The organism is Chitinophaga lutea (assembly GCF_003813775.1).
GTDB lineage: Bacteria > Bacteroidota > Bacteroidia > Chitinophagales > Chitinophagaceae > Chitinophaga > Chitinophaga lutea.
Window position 1 is genome coordinate 694,040 of sequence record NZ_RPDH01000003.1, and the last position, 23,952, is coordinate 717,991.

Annotated in this window: 21 protein-coding genes; 13 read left to right on the forward strand and 8 right to left on the reverse strand. The window is 55.7% G+C overall.

The features are described from left to right. Positions 1–15: 15 nt before the first annotated feature. Complete coding sequence (locus EGT74_RS25920) at positions 16–3,279, reverse strand: SusC/RagA family TonB-linked outer membrane protein (RefSeq protein ID WP_220392971.1); 3,264 nt, start codon at positions 3,277–3,279, stop codon at positions 16–18. 711 nt (positions 3,280–3,990) lie between these two features. Between EGT74_RS25920 and EGT74_RS27420 the strand changes: the two genes are divergently transcribed. Together EGT74_RS27420 and EGT74_RS25930 are read left to right on the forward strand one after the other, a co-directional pair. Continuing rightward, on the forward strand, positions 3,991–4,194 hold the full coding sequence (locus tag EGT74_RS27420) for a type II toxin-antitoxin system HigB family toxin (RefSeq protein ID WP_394338040.1): 204 nt from the start codon (positions 3,991–3,993) through the stop codon (positions 4,192–4,194). Positions 4,195–4,201: 7 nt separating this feature from the next. After that, the gene (locus EGT74_RS25930; RefSeq protein WP_220392972.1) at positions 4,202–4,609 is read left to right on the forward strand and encodes a helix-turn-helix domain-containing protein; all 408 of its coding nucleotides are present in this window, start codon (positions 4,202–4,204) and stop codon (positions 4,607–4,609) included. 112 nt (positions 4,610–4,721) lie between these two features. Here the strand turns inward: EGT74_RS25930 and EGT74_RS25935 are convergent, their stop codons facing one another. Further along, positions 4,722–5,987: an aspartate kinase gene (locus EGT74_RS25935; RefSeq protein ID WP_123849523.1), complete on the reverse strand. Its 1,266-nt coding sequence runs from the start codon at positions 5,985–5,987 to the stop codon at positions 4,722–4,724. Positions 5,988–6,129: 142 nt separating this feature from the next. On the opposite strand from EGT74_RS25935, the gene fbp reads away from it, so the two are divergent. The 5 genes from fbp (at position 6,130) to EGT74_RS25960 (ending at position 9,733) form a co-directional block, all read left to right on the forward strand. Then, positions 6,130–7,137, forward strand: a complete 1,008-nt coding sequence (gene fbp, locus EGT74_RS25940; protein ID WP_246008304.1) for a class 1 fructose-bisphosphatase — start codon at positions 6,130–6,132, stop codon at positions 7,135–7,137. Positions 7,138–7,194: 57 nt separating this feature from the next. Continuing rightward, entirely contained in the window at positions 7,195–7,725 is a 531-nt protein-coding gene (locus EGT74_RS25945) for a CAP domain-containing protein (protein WP_123849524.1), read from the forward strand. 87 nt (positions 7,726–7,812) lie between these two features. Then, the gene (locus EGT74_RS25950; RefSeq protein WP_123849525.1) at positions 7,813–8,577 is read left to right on the forward strand and encodes an ABC transporter ATP-binding protein; all 765 of its coding nucleotides are present in this window, start codon (positions 7,813–7,815) and stop codon (positions 8,575–8,577) included. Positions 8,578–8,593: 16 nt separating this feature from the next. Continuing rightward, a complete protein-coding gene (locus tag EGT74_RS25955; protein ID WP_123849526.1) occupies positions 8,594–9,124 on the forward strand; it encodes a YfiT family bacillithiol transferase in 531 nt (176 codons plus the stop codon). A 42-nt stretch (positions 9,125–9,166) separates the two neighbouring features. Beyond that, positions 9,167–9,733, forward strand: a complete 567-nt coding sequence (locus EGT74_RS25960; RefSeq protein ID WP_123849527.1) for an NUDIX hydrolase — start codon at positions 9,167–9,169, stop codon at positions 9,731–9,733. Positions 9,734–9,828: 95 nt separating this feature from the next. On the opposite strand, the gene EGT74_RS25965 is transcribed toward EGT74_RS25960, so the two are convergent. Genes EGT74_RS25965 through EGT74_RS25975 form a run of 3 tightly spaced genes read right to left on the reverse strand, consistent with a single transcriptional unit; the run spans position 9,829 to position 13,536 of the window. Beyond that, complete coding sequence (locus EGT74_RS25965) at positions 9,829–11,112, reverse strand: bifunctional folylpolyglutamate synthase/dihydrofolate synthase (protein ID WP_123849528.1); 1,284 nt, start codon at positions 11,110–11,112, stop codon at positions 9,829–9,831. A 9-nt stretch (positions 11,113–11,121) separates the two neighbouring features. Next, entirely contained in the window at positions 11,122–12,600 is a 1,479-nt protein-coding gene (locus EGT74_RS25970) for a DUF5723 family protein (RefSeq protein ID WP_123849529.1), read from the reverse strand. A 54-nt stretch (positions 12,601–12,654) separates the two neighbouring features. Beyond that, positions 12,655–13,536 carry a hypothetical protein gene (locus EGT74_RS25975; protein WP_123849530.1) on the reverse strand — a complete coding sequence of 294 codons (882 nt, stop codon included), beginning with the start codon at positions 13,534–13,536 and terminating at the stop codon, positions 12,655–12,657. A gap of 185 nt (positions 13,537–13,721) precedes the next feature. Between EGT74_RS25975 and EGT74_RS25980 the strand changes: the two genes are divergently transcribed. Next, entirely contained in the window at positions 13,722–14,966 is a 1,245-nt protein-coding gene (locus EGT74_RS25980) for an MFS transporter (protein ID WP_123849531.1), read from the forward strand. On the opposite strand, the gene EGT74_RS25985 is transcribed toward EGT74_RS25980, so the two are convergent. Genes EGT74_RS25985 through EGT74_RS25995 form a run of 3 tightly spaced genes read right to left on the reverse strand, consistent with a single transcriptional unit; the run spans position 14,908 to position 17,824 of the window. Continuing rightward, positions 14,908–16,203, reverse strand: coding sequence for a radical SAM protein (locus EGT74_RS25985; RefSeq protein ID WP_123849532.1), 1,296 nt, complete (start codon positions 16,201–16,203; stop codon positions 14,908–14,910). The genes EGT74_RS25980 and EGT74_RS25985 overlap by 59 nt on opposite strands. Then, positions 16,200–16,787 (reverse strand): hypothetical protein, encoded by a 588-nt coding sequence (locus tag EGT74_RS25990; RefSeq protein ID WP_123849533.1) that lies wholly within the window; start codon positions 16,785–16,787, stop codon positions 16,200–16,202. The genes EGT74_RS25985 and EGT74_RS25990 overlap by 4 nt, the downstream gene beginning before the upstream one ends. A gap of 2 nt (positions 16,788–16,789) precedes the next feature. Next, positions 16,790–17,824, reverse strand: a complete 1,035-nt coding sequence (locus EGT74_RS25995; RefSeq protein WP_123849534.1) for an agmatinase family protein — start codon at positions 17,822–17,824, stop codon at positions 16,790–16,792. A gap of 203 nt (positions 17,825–18,027) precedes the next feature. Between EGT74_RS25995 and EGT74_RS26000 the strand changes: the two genes are divergently transcribed. The 5 genes from EGT74_RS26000 (at position 18,028) to bshB1 (ending at position 23,492) form a co-directional block, all read left to right on the forward strand. Beyond that, entirely contained in the window at positions 18,028–18,429 is a 402-nt protein-coding gene (locus EGT74_RS26000) for a cytochrome c maturation protein CcmE domain-containing protein (RefSeq protein ID WP_123849535.1), read from the forward strand. 32 nt (positions 18,430–18,461) lie between these two features. Beyond that, a complete protein-coding gene (ccsA, locus tag EGT74_RS26005) occupies positions 18,462–20,948 on the forward strand; it encodes a cytochrome c biogenesis protein CcsA (RefSeq protein WP_246008305.1) in 2,487 nt (828 codons plus the stop codon). A 76-nt stretch (positions 20,949–21,024) separates the two neighbouring features. Beyond that, entirely contained in the window at positions 21,025–22,020 is a 996-nt protein-coding gene (locus EGT74_RS26010; RefSeq protein WP_123849536.1) for an alpha/beta hydrolase, read from the forward strand. A gap of 28 nt (positions 22,021–22,048) precedes the next feature. Next, positions 22,049–22,648 (forward strand): DUF4294 domain-containing protein, encoded by a 600-nt coding sequence (locus EGT74_RS26015; RefSeq protein ID WP_123849537.1) that lies wholly within the window; start codon positions 22,049–22,051, stop codon positions 22,646–22,648. Positions 22,649–22,760: 112 nt separating this feature from the next. Then, on the forward strand, positions 22,761–23,492 hold the full coding sequence (gene bshB1, locus EGT74_RS26020; RefSeq protein WP_123849538.1) for a bacillithiol biosynthesis deacetylase BshB1: 732 nt from the start codon (positions 22,761–22,763) through the stop codon (positions 23,490–23,492). The last annotated feature ends 460 nt before the right edge of the window (positions 23,493–23,952 follow it).

Here is a 23,952-nt window from a genome sequence, read left to right on the forward strand (position 1 = left end):
ATTGCTGTTTAATGGTTAGAAAGACAGGTCCAGACCGGCGGAGTATGTTTTCGCAAATGGATACACACGGCCGTTGGCGTCTGCCGCAGCCTGCTCGGGATCAATGTATTTGGTTTCCAGTTTGGTCCAGGTGGCCAGGTTGTCCCCACTCACGTAGAAGCGGCAACGGCTGAGGCGGAAGCGCTTCAGCAGGTTGTCGGGCAGCGAATAACCGATGGTGAGGTTTTTCAGACGGAGATAAGCGAGGTCCTGCATGTACTTGTCGTTCGTATTGGTGAGCGGGTTGTTCCCGTTGAGCGCGATATAACCGCGCAGGCGGGGGAAGTAGGCCGACTGGCCTTTTTCAGGGCTCCAGATCTTTTCTTCGAAATCGCGCGGCACGAAGGAATAATACGGGCGGCTGTAAGGGCCCCAGAATTTATCCGCGTTGGCGCCTGGGTACCAGTTCTTTTTGCCGATGCCCTGGAAGAAGAAAGATACGTCGAAGCCGTTCCAGCTCGCGCTGCCGGTAAAGCCATACGGGAAACGGATCTGGTTGTTGCCGAGATGCACGAGGTCGCCATGATCGGCCACGGTGTTTTTACCCGGGGAAATCACGCCGTCGTTATTGAGGTCCTGGAATTTCAGGTCGCCTGCACGCAGCCTGTTCCATTCGCCGGCGGCGCCTACGATGTTGGAGCCTACCAGTTTCTGGTCAACTTTGGCAGACCATGCGGCGGCTTCTTCGTCGGAGTTGAAATAACCGGCGGTCATATAACCCCACATATCGCCATAGCGCTGACCTACGTAGTAGTCGCTGAGCAGCTGGCTCGGGTTGTCGAATTTGGTGATCACGGTGGAGAAGTCGCTCAGGTTACCGCCCACGGTGTACACGAGCGGTTTGCCGGCAACCTGGAACTGGTTGGTATAGGTGATGTTCAGCTCAAAACCGCGGGTGCGGAGGTCGGCCGCGTTCTCTTTCGGTTCCGCGGTGCCGAATACGGCGGGCAGCGTCATGCCTTTGGTCAGCATGTCTTTCGTATCGCGGATGTAATAATCGAAGTTGACGTTCAGTTTGCTTTTGAACAGCGATACGTCTACGCCGTAGTTGATGGAGGCGGTTTTTTCCCAGGTAAGGTCCGGAGAAATGGCGCCGGGCGCGGTGAGGTATTCGAGTTTTTTTCCGGCGGCAATCCAGTCGAGCGTACCCCTGCTCAGTACGGGAATGTACGGGTAGGAGGAGGTGGTGATCTGGTTGCCCAGCGAGCCGTAGGAAGCGCGGAACTTCAGGTCGTTCACGGTCTTTTTCAGCGGCTCGAAGAACGCTTCTTCGCTCACGCGCCAGCCGGCGGATACGGAGGGGAAGAAACCGAAGCGCTGGCCTTTCGGGAAACGGGAAGTACCGTCGTAGCGGCCGTTGGCTTCAAAGAGATATTTGCCTTTATAGTCGTAGTTGGCGCGGGCAAAGAAACCCAGCAGGGCCCATTCGCTCTGCGCACCGCCCAGTACGTAGTTGCCGGAACCGAGGCTGATGTCGTTCAGGTCTTCGGACAGCAGGTCGCCGCGCTCGGACGTGATGCGTTTGAATTGTTTCAGCTCCTGGTTGTAGCCCGCCATGAACTTCACGTTGTGGCCGCTGAAATCTTTCGCGAATTCGCCGTAGGCGTTGGCCACGTGGTACATGTCGTTATTGGTCTCTTCCCGCAGGAAGTCGGCGCGCGGCAGTTTGCTGATCACGCCCGGGTAGATGGAGTAGGGGGCGGCCGCCTGGCGGATGGTGGTGTTGGTCGCCGCATCGTTGTCCCTGGCAGGGTTGAGCGTAAACGTGTAGTTGGCGTACAGGTTCACATGTTTGCTCAGTTTGATGGTGGCACCCCAGGTGCTCATCAGTTCGTTCCAGCGCTCGATGCCTTTGGATTTGCCGTACAGCAGGTCCGCATAAATACCGTCGCCGATCTGGTAGTTGTTCAGTGCGGTGATGTAAGTGGCCGTACCGTCCGGGTTTTTAGGCACATAGGAGGGCAGTGCGTGTACGGTGATGGACACGAAGTTGCTGTTTACGCCCCATCCCGGGTAGGTGTATTTGGCGATGCTGAATTGTGTGTTGTTGGTGAACGTCAGCCAGTCGGTGGCCCTTACGGTCAGTTTGGTGCGCAGGTTATAGGAGTTGTACTCGTCGCGGTTGATGCGCATCATCCCTTTGCGGTTGTACATACGGCCGGAGAGCATGAAGTCCACTTTCTCCGAACCGCCTGATACGCTGAGGCTATGCTCCATGGCGGGCTGTGCGTCGAAGAACATTTCTTTCCACCAGTCGGTATTGCCGTAATAAACGTACTGGTCGCGGCCGTTGCGGTTGGATACCACCACGGAAGGCAGCGATTTGTCGGTCTGGCGTTTTTTCAGTTCTTCGTAATCTTCCGGTGTGTAACGCGTATAGGTGTTACCGGTAGATACGCGGAAAGCTTCGTCGTTCATCATGGCGGCGGTGTAACCATCGGTCATGAAGTCGGTGCTCACGGTGGAGCGGGCAGACGAGAAGTTATTGCCGTAATTCACGGTCAGCTTGCCTTTTTTGGCGGCTTTGGTGGTTACGAGGATAACGCCGAAAGCGGCGCGGGCGCCGTAGATGGCCGATGCGGCCGCATCCTTGAGGATGGTTACGGTCTCGATGTCGCGCGGGTTCACGTTGTTCATGGAGCCCGGTACGCCGTCGATCAGTACCAGCGGGGTGGCGCCGGAGCTGAGCGGGTTGTTGCCGCGGATGTTAAAGCGTCCGTTGGAGCCGGGGCGGCCGTCGGTGAAGGTGATGTTCAGGCCCGGCACGGCGCCCTGGAGCGCCTGGGTAACGTTGGCCACGGGGCGGCTTTCCAGTGTTTTGGCGTCTACCTGGGCGATGGCGCCGGTCAGGTTCACCTTCTTCTGGGTGCCGTAACCCACTACCACCAGTTCATTCAGATTCTGATTGCCTTCTTTCAGCTGCACCTTCAGATTGTTGCTGCCGGCTTTCAAAACCTGGTTATTTAATACATGGGGCTCAAATCCAATGAAAGAAAACGTAACAGTTAAAGGTGCGCCTACGGGTAATCCCTGCACGGTAAATACCCCCTTTGCATCACTGGCGGCGCCCTTTCTCTGACCGGCCGCGGTTTTCACTTCCACGGAAACGCCGGGGAGTAATTCTCCGGCTGCGCTGGTCACCACGCCGGTGAGCGTAGCATCCTGCTGTTGGGCCGTTGCCGCCGCGGGAAGCAGCATCAGCAGCCATAGCCAGACTTTAAACGATTGTTTTGCGAACATACGATGTCGATTTTATAGGTGAACATGTTAAACCCGGAAATAGTAATCCCGTTCAGACCGGTAAGTCGGCCTGTCAGGTGTAGACGCTAATTCTCCTTTCAGAAATGCGCCCGCAAGATGAGAAGAAATGCAAAGGATTGCATTCCCTTGAAGGTTAAGTTACCTTTAAGCAATTGTTAAGAGAGTGAAACCTGCCTGTAAATGCGCTTTTACGTGTACCAATGTGACTCATGACATGCTGATATGGCTGAATAATACAATATCTGTTGCTTCCTACAGGGATTCCGGCAATACCGGTCCTATGACTTTGGCTGATGTGGAACTCCTTTTATTCACTGTAGCGGCTTAAAAGTAAAAACAATTTTCTAGATTTTATAATAAAATGAAAGTAAAACAAACGTTTTTGAAATGTTTGAAAAGGGGATTTGGCGGGATGCCTTATTTCCGGTAGATTCATCATAAGGTGCGCTCTGTACCTTTTTTTGATCTGGATGTATATATCTGCGGATGCCGGCGGGAAAAAAGTTTTGTAAAAAGTTCGCGTTTTGCGAATTATTTATAACTTTGAAAAGTCAGCATGTATGAAGATACATTTGATCAGGAAGGAATCGATCGAAGGGTTTAAACGTATTTATCCTTCCGCCAGGGCGCCTTTCAGGGGCATGGCTGTCCATTGTTAAGAACGCTTCCTGGGCATGCCCCGCCGATATCCTGAAAACATTCGGCTCGGCGGATCTGCTGGGCAACGGCAGTAGTCGCGTGGTATTTGATATTGGCGGCAATAATTACCGCATGATCTGCCACTATGTTTTCGGAGAGCGGGAAATTCACCTTTTTATCTCATGGATCGGCACGCACAGCCAATACACCGCCCTTTGCAAAGAGGGGAGGCAGTACACCATTGCCGAATATTAAATCAAACATGATGGAACCACTCAAGTACAAAGTGATCAAAACAATTGCACAATACCACCGGTATGCGGGCCTGCTGGAAAAGCTGGTGATGCTGAACAAAAAAAGCACCGCCGAGCGGGATGTGATGGAATTGTTGCAGGTGCTGATCGAGAAATACGACCGTGATCACAACACTTTTACAGAAGCGGATCCTATTGAGTCGCTCCGTTTCCTGATGAAAGACCACAAAATGAAATCGGTAGACCTGGCCACCGCACTGGGCGTCAGTACCAGCCTGGTATCGGATATCCTGCACCGCCGGAGAGGGCTGTCCAAGGAAAACATCCGCAAACTGGCCGAGCAGTTCTCCGTCAGCCAGGAACTGTTCAACCGGCCTTATGCGCTGGCCGCGCCGGCGAAGGATTCAGCCAGGTGACTTTTCCTTTACTGACGGGCGAAGGGGGTCACTAAATGGCCTTTTCGATTGCAGACGGGGAGGATACCACGAATGACCTTTTATTCCCAGTCAGTGCCAAAGCACACCACCCTTACTTCATCACCAGTTGCACCGTACTGTCCGACCGCTGCTCCAGCAATATCTTGCGGCCTTTGGTCAGTTCTTCCAGCAAACCGTTCTGGTAATGCCGGACGGTCAGCAGCTCGAGCCCTTCGTTATAGGAAATCTTGAAACCGCCGTGCAGGGCTTTAATGAGCAGTTCTATCTTTTCAGGATTGTTGTCGATGCAGCAGGAGAAGCTGATCGCGGCGTTCTGGGTGAGATTGATCTTGATTTTATTGGCATGGAATATCTCGTAGATATCGCTGATCTTATCCTCGGTGATGAAACCGAAGTCGCGCGACGTGATGGTGATCAGTACCTGGTTCCTTTTCAGCACGATGATCGGCGGTAACTTGCGGTTGTCCGCATCTTCGCGGATAACGGTGCCGGGCAGGTCCTTATTCAGGAAACACTTCACGTACAGCGGGATCTGCTTGTTCTGCAGCGGTTTGATGGTTTTGGGATGGATCACCTGCGCGCCGTAGTAAGCCATTTCGATCACTTCATTGAAGGCTATTTCCGGGATATTGATCGTATTGGGGAAGATCTTCGGGTCGGCGTTTTTCAGGCCTTCCACGTCCTTCCAGATGGTCTGGCTTTCGGCGTTCAGCAGGTTGGCGAACACGGCGGCGGAGAAGTCGCTGCCCTCGCGGCCGAGGGTCACGCTCTCGTTCTGGTCGGTGCTGCCGATGAAGCCCTGGGCGATCACGATGTCGACCGCATTGAACAGCGGCAGCACTTTTTCGTTCACCTGTTTCTGCGTCACCTCCCAGTCGATATTAGCGTCGCGGAAGTTATCGTCGGTGCGGAACACGTCGCGCACATCAAGCCACACATTGGTGATGCCCGCCTGGTTGAAATAAGCGCTGACGATGGCGGTGCTGAGCAGTTCGCCCAGCCCCACGATCTGGTCGTAATAATAGTCGTAGGGGCGGATGGGCTTTTCTCCCAGCGTCCATTCGGCTTCCGTAAAGAATTGCTGCAGCTGGGTAAAGAGCGGGTGCTCTTTGGTGCCCAGGAGGGTTTCCGCCACGGCGAGGTGCTGCTGCTCCACGTTGTACAGCAGCTGGGAAGCGATTTCACGCTTGCGCATGAAGTAGTTCTGGGTCACCTTTTCCAGTTCGTTGGTGGTTTTGCCCATGGCGGAGATCACCACGAGCAATTTCTCGCCCGGATAAGACTGGATAATATTGCCTACCTGCTGAATGCGCTCAATAGTTTCTAAACTTGCGCCGCCAAATTTGAAAACCTTCATACGGAGAATCGACTTCTGTTAAAAAATACTCGGCAAAGTACGGCAACTTTAGATTTGTTTAAAAATGAATTTACCCGAAAATGACAATTTCCTTAAAATAACCCTGTTTAGCTTAATTTAGCCCACCTTAACCAACACGTATATGAAAATGAACCAACGGGTGATGACGCTGGATGAATTTACCATCCAGGAATTGAGAAACTACCCCGGCGCTACCGGCCAGCTCTCCGGCCTGCTGCGCGATATCGGCCTCGCCGCCAAAAGAGTGAATGTGGAAGTGAACAAGGCAGGTATTGCCGACATCCTTGGCGAAGCGGGCAAAACGAATGTTCAGGGCGAATCCGTGAAAAAACTCGACGAGTTTGCGAACGACCAGCTCATCAACTCCCTCCGCACCAGCATCTACTGCTGTGGTGTGGCCTCCGAAGAGAATGAAGATTTTATTTCGTTCGACGACGACCTTTCCAGGAATTCCAAATATGTTGTGCTGATGGACCCGCTCGACGGTTCGGGCAATATCGACGTAAACGTGTCCATCGGCACCATTTTCTCCGTATACCGCCGCCTGTCGCCCAACGGCCAGTCGTGCACGCTGGAAGACTTCCTCCAGCCGGGCATCATGCAGATCGCCGCGGGGTATATCATCTACGGCTCCTCCACCATGCTGGTGTACGCCACCCGCAGAAGCGTGCAGGGATTCACCCTAGACCCCAGCATCGGGGAGTTCTGCCTCTCGCATCCCAATATGCGGGTGCCGGAGGAAAGCGACATCTTCTCCGTGAACATGGGTTATTATTATCTCTACGAACAGAACATACAAAGGGCGATCGATCTCTTTATGGCCCGGAATGCGGGCGATAAAGTGTACCGCCACCGCTTCGTGGGCTGTATGGTATCCGAAATCCACCGCACGCTGGTGCAGGGCGGCGTGTTCATGTACCCCGCCTTCGGAAAATATACCAATGGCCGTTTGCGTTTATGTTATGAATGCAATCCCATGTCGTTCCTCATGGAAAAGGCAGGAGGGGCCGCCATTGCCGACGGGAGCCGCCGTTTGCTCGACATCAAGCCGGACGAGCTGCATCAGCGCATACCGATCTTCATCGGTTCCAAAAAAATGGTGGAAGCCATCCAGCGGGAAATCAGCTGACTTTGGCGCGATATTGGATTATACAATTTTCCGTATTAAAAAAACGTTTGTAGAAACATGTTTAACCAGCACTATTGTAAGATCCTTTTCCTTTCCGCCGCCGTATTAATGGGCACCCAGGCATCGGCCTGCAGCAAAGCCGTATCGGGCGGCTCATCTTCCGCACCCGCCGCCACCGTTAAAAACACGGGCGACGTGGAAGAAGATATCCTCTATTATGTCAACAAGTTCCGCAAAAGCAAAGGCCTGCCGGCACTCAAACTGAATGAAACCATCAGCGTGGAGGCGCGCAGCCACAGTAAAGCCATGGCCAATGGCCGCACCGGCTTCGGGCACAACGGTTTTGAAGACAGGATAGACGATATTTCCAAAAAACTCGGCCGTGTGAGCGGCGCCGCTGAAAACGTGGCCTATGGCAACCTCAGCGCCGAAGCCGTGGTGGACGGATGGATCAAAAGCCCCGGGCACCGCAAGAACATGCTGGGCAACTTTAACCTGATCGGCATAGGCACCGCCAGGGGAAAGGGCAACATCGTGTACTTCACCCAGATATTTATCAGCAAGCCGCAGACTACCGCTTCAAAATAACTGCTTAACGACCTTTTAAATTCAGGAAAAGGGCGTCTCCGTTAAAAGAGACGCTCTTTTTTTATGCTTTTTAGGTAATTTGGCCGCATGGAAAAACGCAAGATCATTGAGGTGAAGGACCTGGTGAAACAGTATGGTGACTTCACCGCTGTGAAAGGGATTAGTTTTGATGTGTACGAAAACGAGGTGTTCGGCCTGCTGGGCCCTAACGGCGCCGGTAAATCGACCACCCTGGAAATCATAGAAACCCTGCGCCGGAAAACGGCCGGCACGGTGATCGTGGACGGCATGAACCTCGACGAGGAGCCCGAGGCGATCAAAAAGATCATCGGCGTGCAGCTGCAGACCTCCGGTTATTACCCGGGGCTGAACCTGCTGGAGCTGATCCGGCTCTTCGCCGGGCTGTATAACCAGCCGGTAGACGGGATGGCGCTGCTGAAGGAATTTAACCTGGAAGACAAAGCCACGGAGAAGTTCAAAGCCCTCTCCGGCGGCCAGAAACAGCGCTTCTCCATCGCCACCACGCTCATCAACAAACCCCGCATCATTTTCCTGGACGAGCCCACCACGGGCCTCGACCCCCAGGCGCGGCGCAACCTGTGGACGCTCATCCAGCATGTGCGGGCGCAGGGCACCACCGTGGTGATCACCACGCATTACATGGATGAAGCGGAGTTCCTGTGCGACCGTTGCGCGATCGTAGACAGTGGCCGCATCATTGCGCTGGACACCCCGGACGCCCTGATCGACCAGCTGGTGGCCCGCGGTTTTGAAAGAAAAAAAGAAGTGAAGAAGGCGAATCTCGAAGACGTATTCATTCACCTGACAGGGAAAGACCTGCGGGAAGAGTAATATAAAACTGTTTGCCATGGAAGATTTACGCTATCCTATCGGCCGTTTTCAGACGCCGGTACTGGTCAACGCCGAAATGCGGAAGAAGTTCATCAACGACATCCGCCACCTGCCCACGCTGATCGAACTGGCGGTGCAGCACCTCGACGCCCACCAGCTGCAAACGCCTTACCGGCCCGGAGGCTGGACGGTGGCGCAGGTAGTGCACCATCTGGCGGACTCCCACATCAACGGCTTCACCCGCGTGAAGCTGGCGCTGACGGAAAACAATCCCACCATCAAGCCGTACGACGAAACCGCCTGGGCCGAGTTGCCCGATGTGCAGCATGTGCCCATCAATGTGTCCATCACCCTGCTGCATGCGCTGCATACCCGCTGGGTGGCCGTGCTGGAGCACCTGGAGGCGAAGGACTGGGACCGTACCTTTTTCCATCCCGGCAATAACGCGCAGTACACGCTATCGAAACACCTCGCCAATTATTCCTGGCACGGCCTTCACCACCTCGCCCACATCGAAAGGCTCAAAGAAAGGGAAGGCTGGCTGTAAACAGATCACCCGTGGCTCCGCCCATCAAACTTATCAGAATCAATGGACTGGAAACTCGTCAACTCCGAATATCTCTACAAAGAACCCTGGTTAACCCTCCGCCGCGATATCTGCGAAACGCCGGCGGGTGTAACGGTGAACCCGTATTATGTACTGGAATACCCGGATTGGGTGTGCGTGATGGCCGTAACGGCCGACCACCAGGTGATACTCATCCGCCAGTACCGGCATGCCTTCGGCACGGTGCTGCTTGAAATCCCCGGCGGGGTGATAGACCCGGAAGACCCGGTGCCGCTGGATGCCGCGCGCCGCGAACTGCTGGAAGAAACGGGCTATGCGTTCGAGCAGTTTTACAGCCTCGGCGCCGTGTCACACAATCCCTCCACCAGCACCAATCTCACGCACATGTTCCTTGCCACCGGCGGCAAATACGTACAGGCGCAGCAGCTCGACGCCAACGAAGAAATTGAAGTGCTGCTGAAAGATGTGAACGAAGTTGAACAGATGCTGAAGGAGCACCAGTTTGTACAGGCCCTGCATGTGAGCTGTTTGCATTACGGGCTGGAGAAAATAAAGGAATTGCGGGCCGATATGAACAGGGGAGAGTGATAAATAGCCGCATTCACCGGGCGGCGTAGCGCCATTTTTCAACAATCCATATTGAAAGACGGGCGGGGTGCAACTTCCCTTGTCGGTGCAGCCCGTTACAGGGGCACTTCCCCCACGATAAACACGGACCCGCATACCAGCACCATATCTTCCTTGTCCGCCTGCGCAAGCGCGGCGCGGTAGGCTTCCGGTACGTTTTCATAGGCTTTACCCTGCAAGCCCGCTTCAACAGCGAGGGCGTACAGTTCCGTTTCCGGCAGCGCGCGGGGGATCTGCGCGCGGGTGAAATAGTATTGCGCATCCTTCGGCAATAACTGCAGGGCCGCCGGCACGTCTTTATCTTTCACGAACCCGGTCACGATGTGGAGGCGTTTGTATTCCACCAGCGACAATTGTTCCAGGATGGCCCGGATGCCGGCCTCATTGTGCCCCACATCCAGCACGGTATAGGGCGCCTGCTGCACCACCTGCCACCTTCCGCCCAGGCCCGTGAGCCCGCGCACGTTTGCGAGCGCTTCCGCGACATCGCCCGTTTTGAAGCCCGCCTGTTCCAGGATGCGCAGGGTAGACAGCACGCCGAGCAGGTTTTTTTCCTGGTAGTGGCCGGGCAGGTCGAGCCGGTAGGTGTGGGTGTCGCCGCTCAGTGTATGCGCCACCGTTATTTCCAGCGCATCCGGGTGCGATACGGATGAAAGCACCTGCCACTCCTGGTCTGCAAAGAAGATGGGAGAGAGGCGCTGGTCGGCCGCATCGAAAAACACGGGCGCGGCTTCGGGCTGGGTTTCGCTGATCACCACGGGCACGTCGGGTTTGATGATGCCGGCTTTTTCGAAGGCGATCTGCTGGAGCGTATCGCCCAGGATGTTCATGTGGTCGTAGCTGATGTTGGTGATCACCGACACGAGGGGCGTGATCACGTTGGTACTGTCGAGGCGGCCGCCCAGGCCGGTTTCGATGATGGCGATGTCTACTTTCTCATGCGCGAAATATTCGAAGGCCATGGCCACCGTCAGTTCGAAGAAAGACGGCTGGATGGTGTCGATTTTGGCGCGGAGGCGCTGTACGAATTCCACCACGGCTTCTTCGGAGATCATCTCGCCGTTGATCCGGATGCGTTCCCTGAAATCGTACAGGTGCGGGGAAGTGTAAAGACCGGTTTTATAACCCGCGTTCTGCAGCACGGCGCTGAGCATGTGACTGGTAGAGCCTTTGCCGTTGGTGCCGGCGATGTGCACGGTGGGGAATTTGTTTTCGGGATGCTCCAGTATGGTGCAGAGCTCACGGATGTTGAGCAGGTCGTGTTTCAATGCGGCAGCGCCCTGCTTGCTGAACATGGGCAGCTGGCTATACAGATATTCGATGGTTTGCTGGTAGTTCATGGTGCCTTGCTAAATATCAGGGCAGCCTACGTTGCTTTTGCGTCTGCGGAAAATGCCGTCGCCGCCCTTATCCCAGCTCCACTTCGAAAAACGGATCGGGATTACGCGCAAAGCTACGAATACATCCGCACGATTGATGCGGCTCTGGAAAAGTGTGTTGAAGAGGCTGGAGGAGCCGATCACCAGCGGGCCCGCCCGCAGCGCCACGCCCGCGTCTACCTGGCCGTACCGGTTCACGGACACGGGCAGGTAAGCGCCCAGGTGCCGCGTTTCATACCGGGGCGTCACCGTCATCCAGGTGAGGGCGCTGGTTTTATGATCGTCTTTGGTGCCGCCGGTCAGTGCAATGGTGGCGCTGGCGCTCACAAAAAAGCGGCCGTCGATATTATAGTCGCCCATCAGGTTCACCGCGGTGGGCAGGTTCATAAAATAGGTGCTGTCCGTGTCGAGCGGGGTGAAAGTATTGGCGATGCGGTTGGCATACTGCCGGATGCTTTCTTCCTTGCGTTTTCCCAGCATGTTGGCGGGGAAGTTCTGCGCCCGCATGTCGAGGTCGGCGCTGTAGAGCGATTTGTCGTACCGGATACCGCCGATATCCACTACCGATATGCCCAGGCGGGCTTTCCAGGTATCTGCGTCGGGGTTCCAGTCGCCGCCTTCATAAATACTGCCGAAACCGTCGTTGTCGGGCCGCCATTCATAGATCACCCCGATGTCTGCCCCGATGCCGGGGTTCTGAAAGGGGCTGTAGAGCGATTGCCAGCTGTCGCTGTTCGTGTCCAGTTCGGCGTTATAGGCATAATGCAGCGTGCCGCGGTTGATGTCGATGGTATTCTGGTTCTTGAGGAAGATCGCTCCGTCGCGCCCCACGGCGTATACGGATGCCTGGCCCGCTAGGTATTTCAGGGTGATGCCGGCTTTTATGCGGTGATCGCCCCGGTCCCGGATCACCCTCGCGTAGGTAAGGCCGAATTCGTTCCACCAGTGGCCCATGCCGCCGCCATAACTGTCTGCTACGGTGCGGTTGTTATATTTCGGGTTCGGGTAGTCGATACCGAAGAAGTTGGCCGTAGCCGCTTCCACGCCACCGCCGGAAGCGGAGCCGCGCACGCGCCACACGAAAGCGACGGATTGTTTTTCGTCGATCGAATACAGCCCGGAGGGCATCATGATATCCGCGCTGCCCCAGCCGTATTGTTTGCGGGTGGCATTGGTGTCGGGGAAATAATCACGCCAGCGGCGGAGGGAATCGCCCGCCATCAGCGATGATTTTTCGAATTTGATGTAGGTATTGCCGGCCCGGGCATCGGCGCCAACGATGTTGACATCCCAGCGGTAACGGCTGCCGGCTGCGCTGGCGGGGTTGAAGGGCACGCCATGTATGCCGGCGTAATGGCTGGTGTGATATCCCGGAAAACTTTGCGCATGCGATGTAATGGCAGCGCTGATTCCCGCTATTAACAGTAAAAGCCTCTTGCTGAAATACATAGAATAGTCGGCAGATTAGTTTTAAATAACGGGAAAACCGGGAGAATATTCTCCTTACTGCGCTTTGAAGTAAAAACGGATAGGCCCGAACTGTTCTTCCGGCGCATCCGTGCTGGCGTTGTATTTGATCCTTTTCGCCGCTTCAATGGCAATCTGTATGGCTTTCGGATTGTTAATGGTTGAGTTTTTTAAGGTATAGGTCGCACTCACTACATTTCCTTCACGGTCTACTTTAATGTTGACGGCCACATAGCCGGTTTCGTTGCCATCCCAGCTCACGGCGGGCCTGTTCACGAGGTTCCGGCCCCTCAAACGGAAGTCGGACGCGCCCCTGCCGGCCCCGGGAGTGCCGGTATAGCCGGTGGCATTCGGGTCGCCGCCGATCACGCCGCGGTCGCCGGGCCTGCCGGTATTGCCTTCGCCGGTGGAATTATTGCTGCCGTTGGCGCTGTTGCCGCTGTTGGCATTATTGGAAGTGCCGCCGGTAAAAACCGCCTTGGGCCGTTGCGGGGCAACGGGTGCGGGAGGAGCTTCGGCCTTGGGTTTCCTCGGCGTTTTCTCCGTTTTGGTTTCTACGGTTTTGGCGATTTCTTTGGGTTTGGGCGCCGGTTTGGGCGGTGTTTTCACCTCGGGGGCCTCCTCTTCGTTCTGGGTGGCCAGCTCCTGGGTGTTGCCCTGCTCTTCGGCGGGAGCGGGCGTGTTTTGAGGAACGGACGGAGCCGGTTCGCTGGCGGCCGGCGGGTTGGGGTTGAGCGGCTGCTCATCGCCCATGCCGTCGTCGGACGTGCCCAGGTTCACTTCCATACCAAGGTCCTGGTCGGGAAGCGGTGGCGGCGCGGAAAAACTGACCATGAACAGGCCTACTAACAGTAACGCATGCACGGCGACGGTAATGCCCGCCGCTTTAAAATTTTTCTGCTGTTTTTGTTCCTCCATCTTGATTCCAAAGTTAATATTTTTTAAATACCCCGTTCCTCGATTATATGAACGGCGCCCACGCGTCACTTTCCAGGGGCAAAAACTGCACCAAATGGCCAATGCGGTTGGTCACCGGCGTGCGTCACTGGTAATATTCCTTTTGGAAGTTGTGCGCAACCGGTATAGCTTGCAAATCCGGACTTATGCTGAACAAAACCATTGCATTATACAAAAACGCCTATGGCGGTATTTCCAGCTCCGTATGGTGGCTGGCCGTCGTGTTGCTGATCAACCGCAGCGGCAACATGGTGATCCCCTTCTTAACGATCTACCTGACCTTCGAATTGCATCTGCCGCTCGAACAGGCGGGCATCATCATGACCCTGTTCGGTGTGGGCGCCATCTGCGGCTCGCTGCTGGGGGGCAAACTGGCCGATACCATCGGTTTTTACCCCGTCCAGTTCTGGAGCCTCGTGCTGAACGGGGCGATGTTCCTCGTGCTGGGCCAGATGCGCACGTTCCCGGCCCTGGCCGTCACCATTTTTTTCCAGGGCATGATCGGCGAGTCGTTCCGCCCGGCCAATGCCGCTTCCATCTCTTATTACAGCGATCCGGCCACCCGCCTGCGTGCCTATTCCCTCATCCGGCTGGCCACCAACCTCGGCTGGGCCGTGGGCCCGGCACTGGGTGGCATCCTGGCGGCCATCAGCTACAAGTGGCTGTTCTGGACCGACGGATTGGTGTGCATCGCGGCGGGCCTGCTGATGCGGGTGTTCCTGCCTCCGGTGAAGTTTGTGAAGAAAAAGGAAGAGAAGACCGCGGCGGTCAGAAAACTCGATTCGGCGTACCGCGACTGGAACTATCTCTTTTTTGTGTTCCTCGTGCTGCTGCACGCCATCTGCCTGTTCCAGATGTTCACGATCGTGGGCGTGTTCTTTAAAGACCAGCTGCACATGAGCGAGCGCCTCATCGGTATCGCGCTGGGCGTCAACGGCCTGATGATCGCCGCCATGGAAATGATACTGGTGTACAAGCTGGAAAACAAACGGCCCGACGTGTATTACATCGGCATCGGGGTGCTATTGATGGGCGCGGCCTACCTCGTGTTCAATGTCTTCCCGCCGGTGACGGCCGCCGCATTTATCTATATCATATTCTTCTCCTTCGCGGAAATGACGAGCATGCCGTTCATGAACAATTTCTGGATACGCCGCAGCCAGGACCATAACCGCGGCCAGTACGCCGGGCTGTACATGGTGGCCTACAGCGCGTCGCATGTGATTGCGCCTACGCTGGGCGCATTCGTGGTGAAACACATGGGTTACACCGCCTGGTGGTACATTGTGGCGGGTATCTGTTTTGTGTCGTTCCTCGGTTTCAGGTGGTTATTCAGGCGTGTGCAAAGTCCTCTTCATAATTCCCCAGCATCCGTTCCATCGGCGGGTTAAAATAACCGAATTTCAGATCGGGGAATTCCTCGCGCAGCAGCTCCAGCATCTGTTTCATGCCCAGGCAGTCGCCGGTTTCGGTAACGCCTACCTTGCCCAGGTACCAGTCCGGATCGATGTTGAAATTCCGCCACTGGATCATGCTCAGTCCGGTTTCTTTGATGAGCTGGCGCAGGGCTTCGTATTCCTCCACGCTGTCCGTCATGCCCGGGAACACGAAATAGTTGATGGACGCCCATCCGCCGTGCTCGCGCACCACTTTGATGCTTTCCACGATGTCTGCGAACGTGTAATTGTTCGGGCGGTAGTACGGTGTGTAGATGTGCTCGCGCACGGAGTTGAGGCTCACGCGGATGCTGTTGAGCCCCGCCTTGCACAATTCCCTGACGGCGTTGGGTTTGCTGCCGTTGGTGTTGATATTGATGCTTCCTTTGGAAGTGTGTTTGCGTATTTCGAGAATCGACTCGCGGATGGTTTCCCACATCAGCAGGGGCTCGCCTTCGCAACCCTGGCCGAAGCTCACGATGGGGAAGGGCGCCGTTTCGAGATGCGGCACGGTGAACTCCACGATCTCCGCGGCCGTGGGTTTGAACGTCAGCCTGTCCTGCGTGGATACGATCGTTTCATCTTCCGGCTGGAACGAAATGCAACCGATGCAATTGGCGTTGCAGGCGGGAGAAGAGGGCACGGGGCACTCCCAGCGGCCCATGAAATAGTTCCGCGCGGCGGGGCAATGATAGGTGAGCGCGCAGTTATTGGCCAGGTGCTGTACGAGGCGGTTGTGCGGGTAGGCTTCCAGGAGGGTGGTGACACCGCTTTTCACTTTCGTGTCGCTGAAGCCGGCGCATTCCTGGCGGATGTCCTGCTCGATGCGGGTGGCCGGCACGTAAAACTTGTCGTTATGCCAGCCTGCGGCGGTGTAGCAGAACAGCGGGAGGGTGGGCGCATCGGGCGCGGTTTCGTACGCGGCGAGGTAAAAGCCGGTATGCGCGGGCGGAATGAAGGCCGCTACCGCCCATCCTTTTTCGCAAAGGCGCATTTCGCCCGTTTCCACATCGATACCGATGCCGCGGCGGCCGGGCAACTCGTACAGGTTGCCGCCTTCGGGCAGTTCTATCCATTCGTCGTCAGGGATCGGCAGGGCGTCCCAGCCGCTGCGGCCCGTCACGTAAAGCGACGTGTCTTCAAAGATGTTTCCCTGGCCGTCTGAATAGAGTATGTATGGAGATACGTTCATTGTATGCGTGTTTGGAAAAAGTTGTTCATCTCTGCGGCTTTGGTGGTGGAAATATCATCCAGCACTTCCAGCTGCAGTATTTTATTGTTTTTAAAGTCGAGCGTCAGCAGGTCGTTCCGCAAAATTACGTTTTTCATTTCGTTCCAGCCGATGCGGCGCGTGCCGAACACGGTAGGCAGCGTAATGCCGGTGGTGTCGAACGTAACATATGAAGGTTGCAGGATCCTGTATTCGGCATAGCCGATATACCCCACGCCGAGGCCTGCCAGCAGCAGCGTGAACCCTACGATGGGCTGCATGTGCGATAAAAAGTACAGGCAGCCGCTGAGCATGGTGAATGCCTGCAGCATGCGCAGTACGGTATTGGCTTCGGAAAACTTGCGCATCCGCCGCATCAGGAAGGGAAACGCAATACTGATCAGGCCCATGGCCACGAACAGGAACGCAATGAGCCAGTTGGGATCCTCCATTTTATACGTGCCGATCACGTTGAACAGGAAAAGTATCCCGATCATGCCATGCATGACCGGCTGCAAACGCAGGCGGGTCATAGCGTTGGGATGTAGTATCCGGAATTTGTACATGATTATTTCACCATCAGGTTACACAACTTAAAAAGCATGCGGGCGCCTACGTTGGCATCCCACTCATCCAGTCCTGCGCTTACTTCCACGAGATCGAAACCGATCAGCTTCCTGCCGCTTTCGAGTATCCTCCTGAACAGGTAAAACACCTGGGGGCCTTCGAGCCCTCCGGCCACGGGTGTGCCGGTATGGGGGCACAGCTTGGGATCGAGGCCGTCAATATCGAAACTGATGTACACCTGTTGCGGTAATTGGGCGATGATGTCGTCGCAGATGCTCTTCCACGATTCGCCTTCGAACGTCCTTTCTTTCATGTCCTGGTCGAAGAAGGTGGTCACCCGCCCGTTGCTGTCGCGGATGTAGGCCAGTTCTTCCTCGCAGTAGTCGCGCACGCCCACCTGTACGAGTTTGGTGATCTGCGGCACTTCCGCCAGCGCGTTGTACATGATGGAAGCGTGGGAGTATTTGAACCCTTCATAGCTGTTGCGGAGGTCCGCATGCGCATCGATCTGCAGGATGCCGTAATCGCCTTTATGCTCGCCGATGGCTTTGAAATAGCCCAGCGGCGTGCTGTGGTCGCCGCCCACGAGGCCCACCAGTTTGCCGCGTTGCAGCAGCTCGCTGGTTTGCTGGTACACCCATTCGTTCATTTTCTGGGTGCCGCGGTTCACATCGTCTACCGAGCGGCGGAGGAAATCGTTCTCGTTCACGTCGCCCCCTTCGGAGAGGAACTTCAGGTACAGTTCCGCTTCCTTGCGGAGGTAGTCGCTGCGCAACAGCAGCTGTTTGTCGCAATCCCGCATGTAAAATCCTTCGCGCCAGCCGTTTTTGACATCGGCATCATAAAGGTCCACCTGCAGCGAAGCTTTGAAAATATGCTCCGGTCCCCGTGCCGTACCATGCGTGTACGACACCGTCACTTCCCAGGGCACCGGCAAGAGTACCAGGCGCGCGTCCTCCTCGCTGAAGGGAAGCCCAAAGATATTGTTGGACAATAACCCCGGCGAGTTGGGATCAAAATTCGAAAGATCAGCCATGATGATTCAATACTTTGCTTATTTCGGCGCAAAGGTAACGGTAAAAATCGGAATCCGGGGCCCTGAAGCCGGGGGATGAAGATTTCCCCGCCACGGCTGTTGCGTCTGCCGGCCGTTCATGTAACAGGGGGGAAACCTGACGAATATCAGCCGTACCCATCCATTTTTTTGGCTACCTTTGTTAACTAAATAATCTGGTAAGGATGAAGAAAACAAGTATCATTTTACTCGTCGTTATAGCTGTTTGCGTAGCCGGGATGGTAATGATGGTGGGGGATTTCAGTACCTATGAAACGTTCGCTACCGCGCGTAAGAAAGAAGGGAAGAAGATTCACGTGATCGGCGCGCTGGATAAGGATAAAGCGGTTGTTTACGACCCTGCGAAAGATGCCAATTATTTCAGCTTTTTCATGAAAGATAAAAGTGGCGAAGTCACCAAAGTGGTATTCAACGGCACCCGCCCCACCGACTTCGAAAAATCCACCGAACTGGTACTGACGGGCAAAATGGTGGGAACGGAGTTCCATTGCGACAAAATCCTCATGAAGTGCCCTTCCAAGTATAAAGACGAACAAACCGCCTACAGCGCGCAGAAAGAGATATAAGCTGATTTCACAACAACTTACGGAACATAATTTTGGAAAATATTAAATATGTAGGGGAGCATTTACTTCCCGGCCAGCTAGGGCATTTCTTCACCATCCTGGCATTTGTGGCCTCCCTCGTGGCCACGGTTGCGTTTTTCAGCAGCGTGCAGCAGAAAGAGGAGCTCAAAAAAGCGTCGTGGCTCAAAATGGCCCGCTGGGCGTTTTTTGTGCAGACCGCTTCGGTGATCGCCGTGTTCGGCATCCTGTATTACATCATCTCCAATCACCTGTTCGAATACAAATACGCCTGGCAGCACTCTTCCCGCGACCTGGAGGTGAAATACCTCCTGAGCTGCTTCTGGGAAGGGCAGGAGGGCAGTACGCTGCTCTGGAGCGTATGGCACAGCGTGCTCGGCTGCATCCTGATCTTTACCGCCAAAAAATGGGAAGCCCCCGTACTGGCGGTGATCTCGTTCGCACAGGCCTGCCTGGCCGCCATGCTGCTGGGGATTTACCTGTTCGACTACAAACTCGGCAGCACCCCCTTCATCCTCATGCGGCAGGATATGCCCGATACGCCGGTGTTCCAGAACCCGAACTACCTGCAATTCCAGCAGTTCGTGGACGGTAACGGCCTCAACGCCCTGCTCAAGAACTACTGGATGGTGATCCACCCGCCGGTGCTGTTCCTGGGTTTCGCTTCCGTGATCGTTCCCTTCGCGTACGCCATTGCCGGCCTCTGGACGCGCAAGTACGGCGAATGGGTGAAACCCGCCCTGCCCTGGGCGCTGTTCGCCGCCATGATGCTCGGTACGGGCATCATGATGGGCGCCGCCTGGGCGTACGAATCGCTCACCTTCGGCGGCTACTGGGCCTGGGACCCCGTGGAAAACGCTTCCCTCGTGCCCTGGCTCACCCTCATCGCCGGCATACATACCCTGCTGGCCTACCGCAGCTCCGGGCATGCGCTGCGCATCACCTTCTTTTTCTTTATCATTTCCTTCGTATTCATCCTGTATTCCACCTTCCTGACCAAAAGCGGCGTACTGGGGCAAACCTCCGTGCACTCGTTTACGGACATGGGGATGAGCGGCCAGCTGCTCGTGCTGCTGGGCCTGTTCACCATCCCCTCGTTCTGGCTGCTTATCAAAAGGAACAAAGAGATACCGAAAGTGGTGAAGGAAGAAAGCACCTACTCCCGCGAGTTCTGGATGTTCGTCGGTTCGCTGGTACTGCTGGTTTCCGGCCTGCAGATCACCTTTATCACCTCCATTCCGGTATGGAACAAGCTGCTCGACCTGTTCGGCCTGAAAAAGCTGTTCAACCTGCAGGATTTCGCACCGCCCACCGAACCGGTATTCTATTATAACCAGATCCAGATCTGGATCGCCATTATCGTAGGGCTGCTTACCGCCGTGGTGCAGTTCCTGAAGTATAAAGACACGCCCAAAGGCACCGTGATGAAAAAACTCGGCTGGCCCACGCTCATTTCCGTGGCGCTGACCGTGCTGATCGCCTGGGTGGGCCGCATCAACTATTCCAACTACGGCGCCGGCTTCCTGGTAGCGATCTACCTGATGCTGTTCGCCGCCATCTACGCCATCGTCGGCAACTCCGGGTACATCCTCACCGTGCTGAAAGGCAAGGCCAAAGCCGCCGGTGCTTCCGTAGCACATATCGGCTTCGGGCTGGTGCTGCTGGGCATCCTGATCTCGTCCGCGAAGATGGAGGTGCTGTCGGTAGACACGATGGGCGTGCTCAACGGTTATTTCACCAAGGAAAGCGGCCAGAATTCCCGCGAAAACGTGATGCTGCCCAAGGGGCTGCCCGTGCAGATGGGGCCTTATTTCGTGACCTACCGCGGCGATTCCGTGTCGGCGGTGGACAAGTCCAAGACCCACTTCATCATGGACTACGAGAAAAAAGCCCGTCTGGAAGACGAGCCCACCGAACGTTTCACGCTGTACCCGGACGCGTTCCTGGAAGTGAAAGGGCAGGAGGGCATCACGCCGAACCCGGATTCCAAACATTATCTTACCAAAGACATATTCACCTACATCACCGCCGTGCCGCGGAAAGACGTGGTGACCGACAGCCTGCCGTACACCCCGCACACCATCGCGCAGGGCGATACGATCTACTTCTCCAAAGGCTTCATGGTGCTGACGGCGCTGAAAACCTCGCCGCAGCAGAAAAACTACAAGCCGGAGCCGGGCGATATTGCCGTGGGGGCGCAGCTGTATGTGCACACGAAGAGCAACGGCGACTTCAACATGCAGCCCGTGTATTTCATCCGCGACAGCAGTTTCCAGAGCAACATCCCGGATACCCTGGCCCCGCTGTCGCTCGCGGTGCGTTTCACGAAGATCCTGCCGAACGAGAACAAGGTGGAGCTGGAAGTGAAGGAAACCCAGGCGCCGATGGATTACGTGGTGATGAAAGCCCTGGTATTCCCGTATATCAACGTGTTGTGGATAGGCATCCTGGTGATGATCGTCGGTTTTGTGATGAGCATCCGTCAGCGCCTCCGCAGATAAGTTAAATAAAAATAATATGGAAGGGCGGCCTGTTCGGGCCGCCCTTTTGTTATATTGCAGGTAAATTTCCCCCTTGATGCGCCGTATTTTCCGAATAATATTGATGGTACTGGTGCTTTTTAGCGTCCTGTACCTGCTGGGCCCACGGCCCGCCGCTCCGCAGCTGGGCGGCGCGCTGCCGCCGGTACCCGATGGAGCGGCTGCACTGAGCGGGTATGTGGCGCAGAAAGAAGCCGGTTTCCGGGTGCGGCCGAATAACGAGGCCCGTATCGTATGGGCCGATTCCCAGCACCGCAAAACGCCTTACAGCATCGTATACCTCCATGGTTTTTCCGCCAGCGCCAAGGAAGGCGACCCGGTGCACCAGGATTTCGCCCGGCAGTTCGGGTATAACCTGTACCTCAGCCGGCTCGACGGCCACGGCCTCGATACCAGCGAAGCCCTCCTGGGCATGACCTCCGCCGGCCTCTGGCGCGACGCCAAAGAAGCGCTCGCCATCGGTAAAAAGCTGGGCAACAAGGTGATACTTGTAGGCACCTCCACCGGCGGCACGCTGGCCCTGCTGCTCGCCGCCGAGTTCCCGAAAGACGTGGCGGCCGTCGTCAACCTTTCCCCCAACATCGCCATCAACGAGGCCATGATCGGGCTGCTCGACGAGCCCTGGGGCATTTATATGGCCCGGCTGGTGAAAGGCAGCAAATACAACGAATACGTGCCCGAAAACCCGGAAAAAGCCCGGTACTGGTATACCAAATACCGCCTCGAAGCCGTTGTGGAACTGGAGAACCTGGTGGATCACACCATGCGCCCCACGTTGTTCAAAAAGGTGCGCCAGCCCGTGCTCAACCTGTATTATTACAAAAATGAGAAGGAGCAGGACCCGACGGTCAAAGTATCCGCCATCCTCGATATGCACCGTGCCCTGGGTACGCCCGAAAAACTGAAGCGGGCGGTGGCCATTCCCAATGCCGGCGCTCATGTGATCGGCTCCAGCATTACGTCGGGCGATGTGCCGGGGGTGGAAGCCGCCATCACCGGATGGTGGAAGGAAATATCCGCAAATCGGAACTAATTCGTACCTTGGTTTTATTCAAACTCGTATGTTTCGTTTTCTGACCATTGCCGTTTTAAGCCTGCTGTGCCTTCACTTTACCGCTGCCGCCCAGCAGCGCACGGGCGCAGATTCTGTGGCTGTCCGGGCAGTGATTTACGGAACGGACACCATCCCCTCCATCACCCTGTCTATCGTGGAAGTTGTGGACCGGCTGCCCAGGCGCCTGCGGAAAGAACGCGCCCGCTGGACGCGGTTGCGCAATGCTGTTTACGTGACCTATCCCTACGCCGTCACCGCCAGCCGCGTGCTGAAAGACGTGGGCCGGGAGCTGGACAAAATGCCCGATAAAAAACAGCGGAAGGCCTACCTCGCCACCAAGGAAAAAGAGCTCAAGGAACAGTTCGGCAATAAACTCGAAGACCTCTCCATTTACCAGGGCAAGGTGCTCATGAAGCTCATCCACCGCGAAACCGGGGAAAACTGCTATGAGATCATCAAGGAACTGAGGGGCGGCTTTAACGCCCGCATGTACCAGACCGTGGCCTTTTTCTTCGGCGGTAACCTGAAGAGCGAATTCAACATCCAGGACGACAAGGATATCGAGCTGATCGTACAGGAGATCCAGCTGTATAACCGCTTCAATTAGATGTTGCCCCTCCGATTTGGTACATCCCACCGTAACCCCGAACTTTGCCGGGCGAATCACGAATGATGCCGTTGCAAGGCCGTTCGCCTGTTTAAAAATTAATCACAAACGAATGAAACTGGATATACTGGCCATTGCGGCCCATCCCGACGATGTGGAACTATCGTGCGCCGGCACCCTGATGGTACATGCGTTGCAGGGAATGAAGGTAGGCATTGCTGACCTGACACAGGGAGAACTGGGTACCCGCGGCACCCCCGAAGGCCGCCTCGTGGAAGCCGCCGACGCCTGCGCCCTGATGGGGCTCGACGTGCGGGTGAACCTCAAACTGGCCGACGGCTTTTTCCAGAACACGCGGGAAGACCAGCTGGCCGTTATCCGCGCCATCCGGCGGTTCCGGCCCGATATCGTGCTGGCCAACGCCATCGACGACCGGCACCCCGACCATGGCCGCGCCGCCAAACTGATCGCAGACAGCTGCTTCCTGGCGGGGCTGCGGAAAATCGAAACCCTGGGCGACGACGGAAAGCCGCAGCAGGCCTGGCGCCCCAAGCAGGTGTTCCACTTCCTGCAGGACCGTTACCATGAGCCCGATTTCGTGGTAGACATCACCCCGGTGATGGACAAGAAGATCGAAGCCATCAAATGCTTTAAAACGCAGTTCCTGGCCGCACAGGACCATGAGCCGCAGACATACATCTCTTCCCCCGAATTCTTCGACAGCGTGCTCTACCGGGCTAAAATGCTGGGTAAAATGGTAGGCGTGCCCTATGCCGAAGGCTATACCTCCGCCAAAATGATCGGGGTAAGAAGCCTGAAAGACCTGATTAACGAGAATACCTGAGTTTGAACGAAGCTTCAACGAAGCTTCCCTGGGAGATAAACGAAGGATCACCGAAAAGTTGATCCTTCGTTGGAGGTTCGTTGATCCTTCGTTGAAGGTTCGTTGATCACCCTGGTGACCCCCTGCCGACGCGTTGTTCACCAGGGGTCTGAAAACCGCCGTGGGAGGGCGTTGTAAGCGGAAGGTGTGGGGAGCGGGCATACATTTCCGGCCGGCCGGAAATGTATGAAATACAGTACAGCTAAGGGATTGACGAAGTTTTGCCCGGGTCTGCGGGCATAAAAAAAGGCTGCATGAGCGATCATGCAGCCTTTTTATGTATTAAAAAACGCGTTTTTAAAAGGGGAAAGCATCCCGGGTGATGCGCCACTGCGATATCAGGCCAGTGGCAGCAAAACAAATCCAACCATTCTCCGGGGGAGAACAATTTTCAATTACGGTACAATGGAACCCGCTGCGG

Bases quoted from the DNA above. Each gene is read 5' to 3' on its own strand.
- EGT74_RS25920 (WP_220392971.1), bottom strand. From the start codon at position 3,279: ATGTTCGCAAAACAATCGTTTAAAGTCTGGCTATGGCTGCTGATGCTG.
- EGT74_RS25930 (WP_220392972.1), top strand. From the start codon at position 4,202: ATGATGGAACCACTCAAGTACAAAGTGATCAAAACAATTGCACAATAC.
- EGT74_RS25935 (WP_123849523.1), bottom strand. From the start codon at position 5,987: ATGAAGGTTTTCAAATTTGGCGGCGCAAGTTTAGAAACTATTGAGCGC.
- fbp (WP_246008304.1), top strand. From the start codon at position 6,130: ATGAAAATGAACCAACGGGTGATGACGCTGGATGAATTTACCATCCAG.
- EGT74_RS25945 (WP_123849524.1), top strand. From the start codon at position 7,195: ATGTTTAACCAGCACTATTGTAAGATCCTTTTCCTTTCCGCCGCCGTA.
- EGT74_RS25950 (WP_123849525.1), top strand. From the start codon at position 7,813: ATGGAAAAACGCAAGATCATTGAGGTGAAGGACCTGGTGAAACAGTAT.
- EGT74_RS25955 (WP_123849526.1), top strand. From the start codon at position 8,594: ATGGAAGATTTACGCTATCCTATCGGCCGTTTTCAGACGCCGGTACTG.
- EGT74_RS25960 (WP_123849527.1), top strand. From the start codon at position 9,167: ATGGACTGGAAACTCGTCAACTCCGAATATCTCTACAAAGAACCCTGG.
- EGT74_RS25965 (WP_123849528.1), bottom strand. From the start codon at position 11,112: ATGAACTACCAGCAAACCATCGAATATCTGTATAGCCAGCTGCCCATG.
- EGT74_RS25970 (WP_123849529.1), bottom strand. From the start codon at position 12,600: ATGTATTTCAGCAAGAGGCTTTTACTGTTAATAGCGGGAATCAGCGCT.
- EGT74_RS25975 (WP_123849530.1), bottom strand. From the start codon at position 13,536: ATGGAGGAACAAAAACAGCAGAAAAATTTTAAAGCGGCGGGCATTACC.
- EGT74_RS25980 (WP_123849531.1), top strand. From the start codon at position 13,722: ATGCTGAACAAAACCATTGCATTATACAAAAACGCCTATGGCGGTATT.
- EGT74_RS25985 (WP_123849532.1), bottom strand. From the start codon at position 16,203: ATGAACGTATCTCCATACATACTCTATTCAGACGGCCAGGGAAACATC.
- EGT74_RS25990 (WP_123849533.1), bottom strand. From the start codon at position 16,787: ATGTACAAATTCCGGATACTACATCCCAACGCTATGACCCGCCTGCGT.
- EGT74_RS25995 (WP_123849534.1), bottom strand. From the start codon at position 17,824: ATGGCTGATCTTTCGAATTTTGATCCCAACTCGCCGGGGTTATTGTCC.
- EGT74_RS26000 (WP_123849535.1), top strand. From the start codon at position 18,028: ATGAAGAAAACAAGTATCATTTTACTCGTCGTTATAGCTGTTTGCGTA.
- EGT74_RS26010 (WP_123849536.1), top strand. From the start codon at position 21,025: ATGCGCCGTATTTTCCGAATAATATTGATGGTACTGGTGCTTTTTAGC.
- EGT74_RS26015 (WP_123849537.1), top strand. From the start codon at position 22,049: ATGTTTCGTTTTCTGACCATTGCCGTTTTAAGCCTGCTGTGCCTTCAC.
- bshB1 (WP_123849538.1), top strand. From the start codon at position 22,761: ATGAAACTGGATATACTGGCCATTGCGGCCCATCCCGACGATGTGGAA.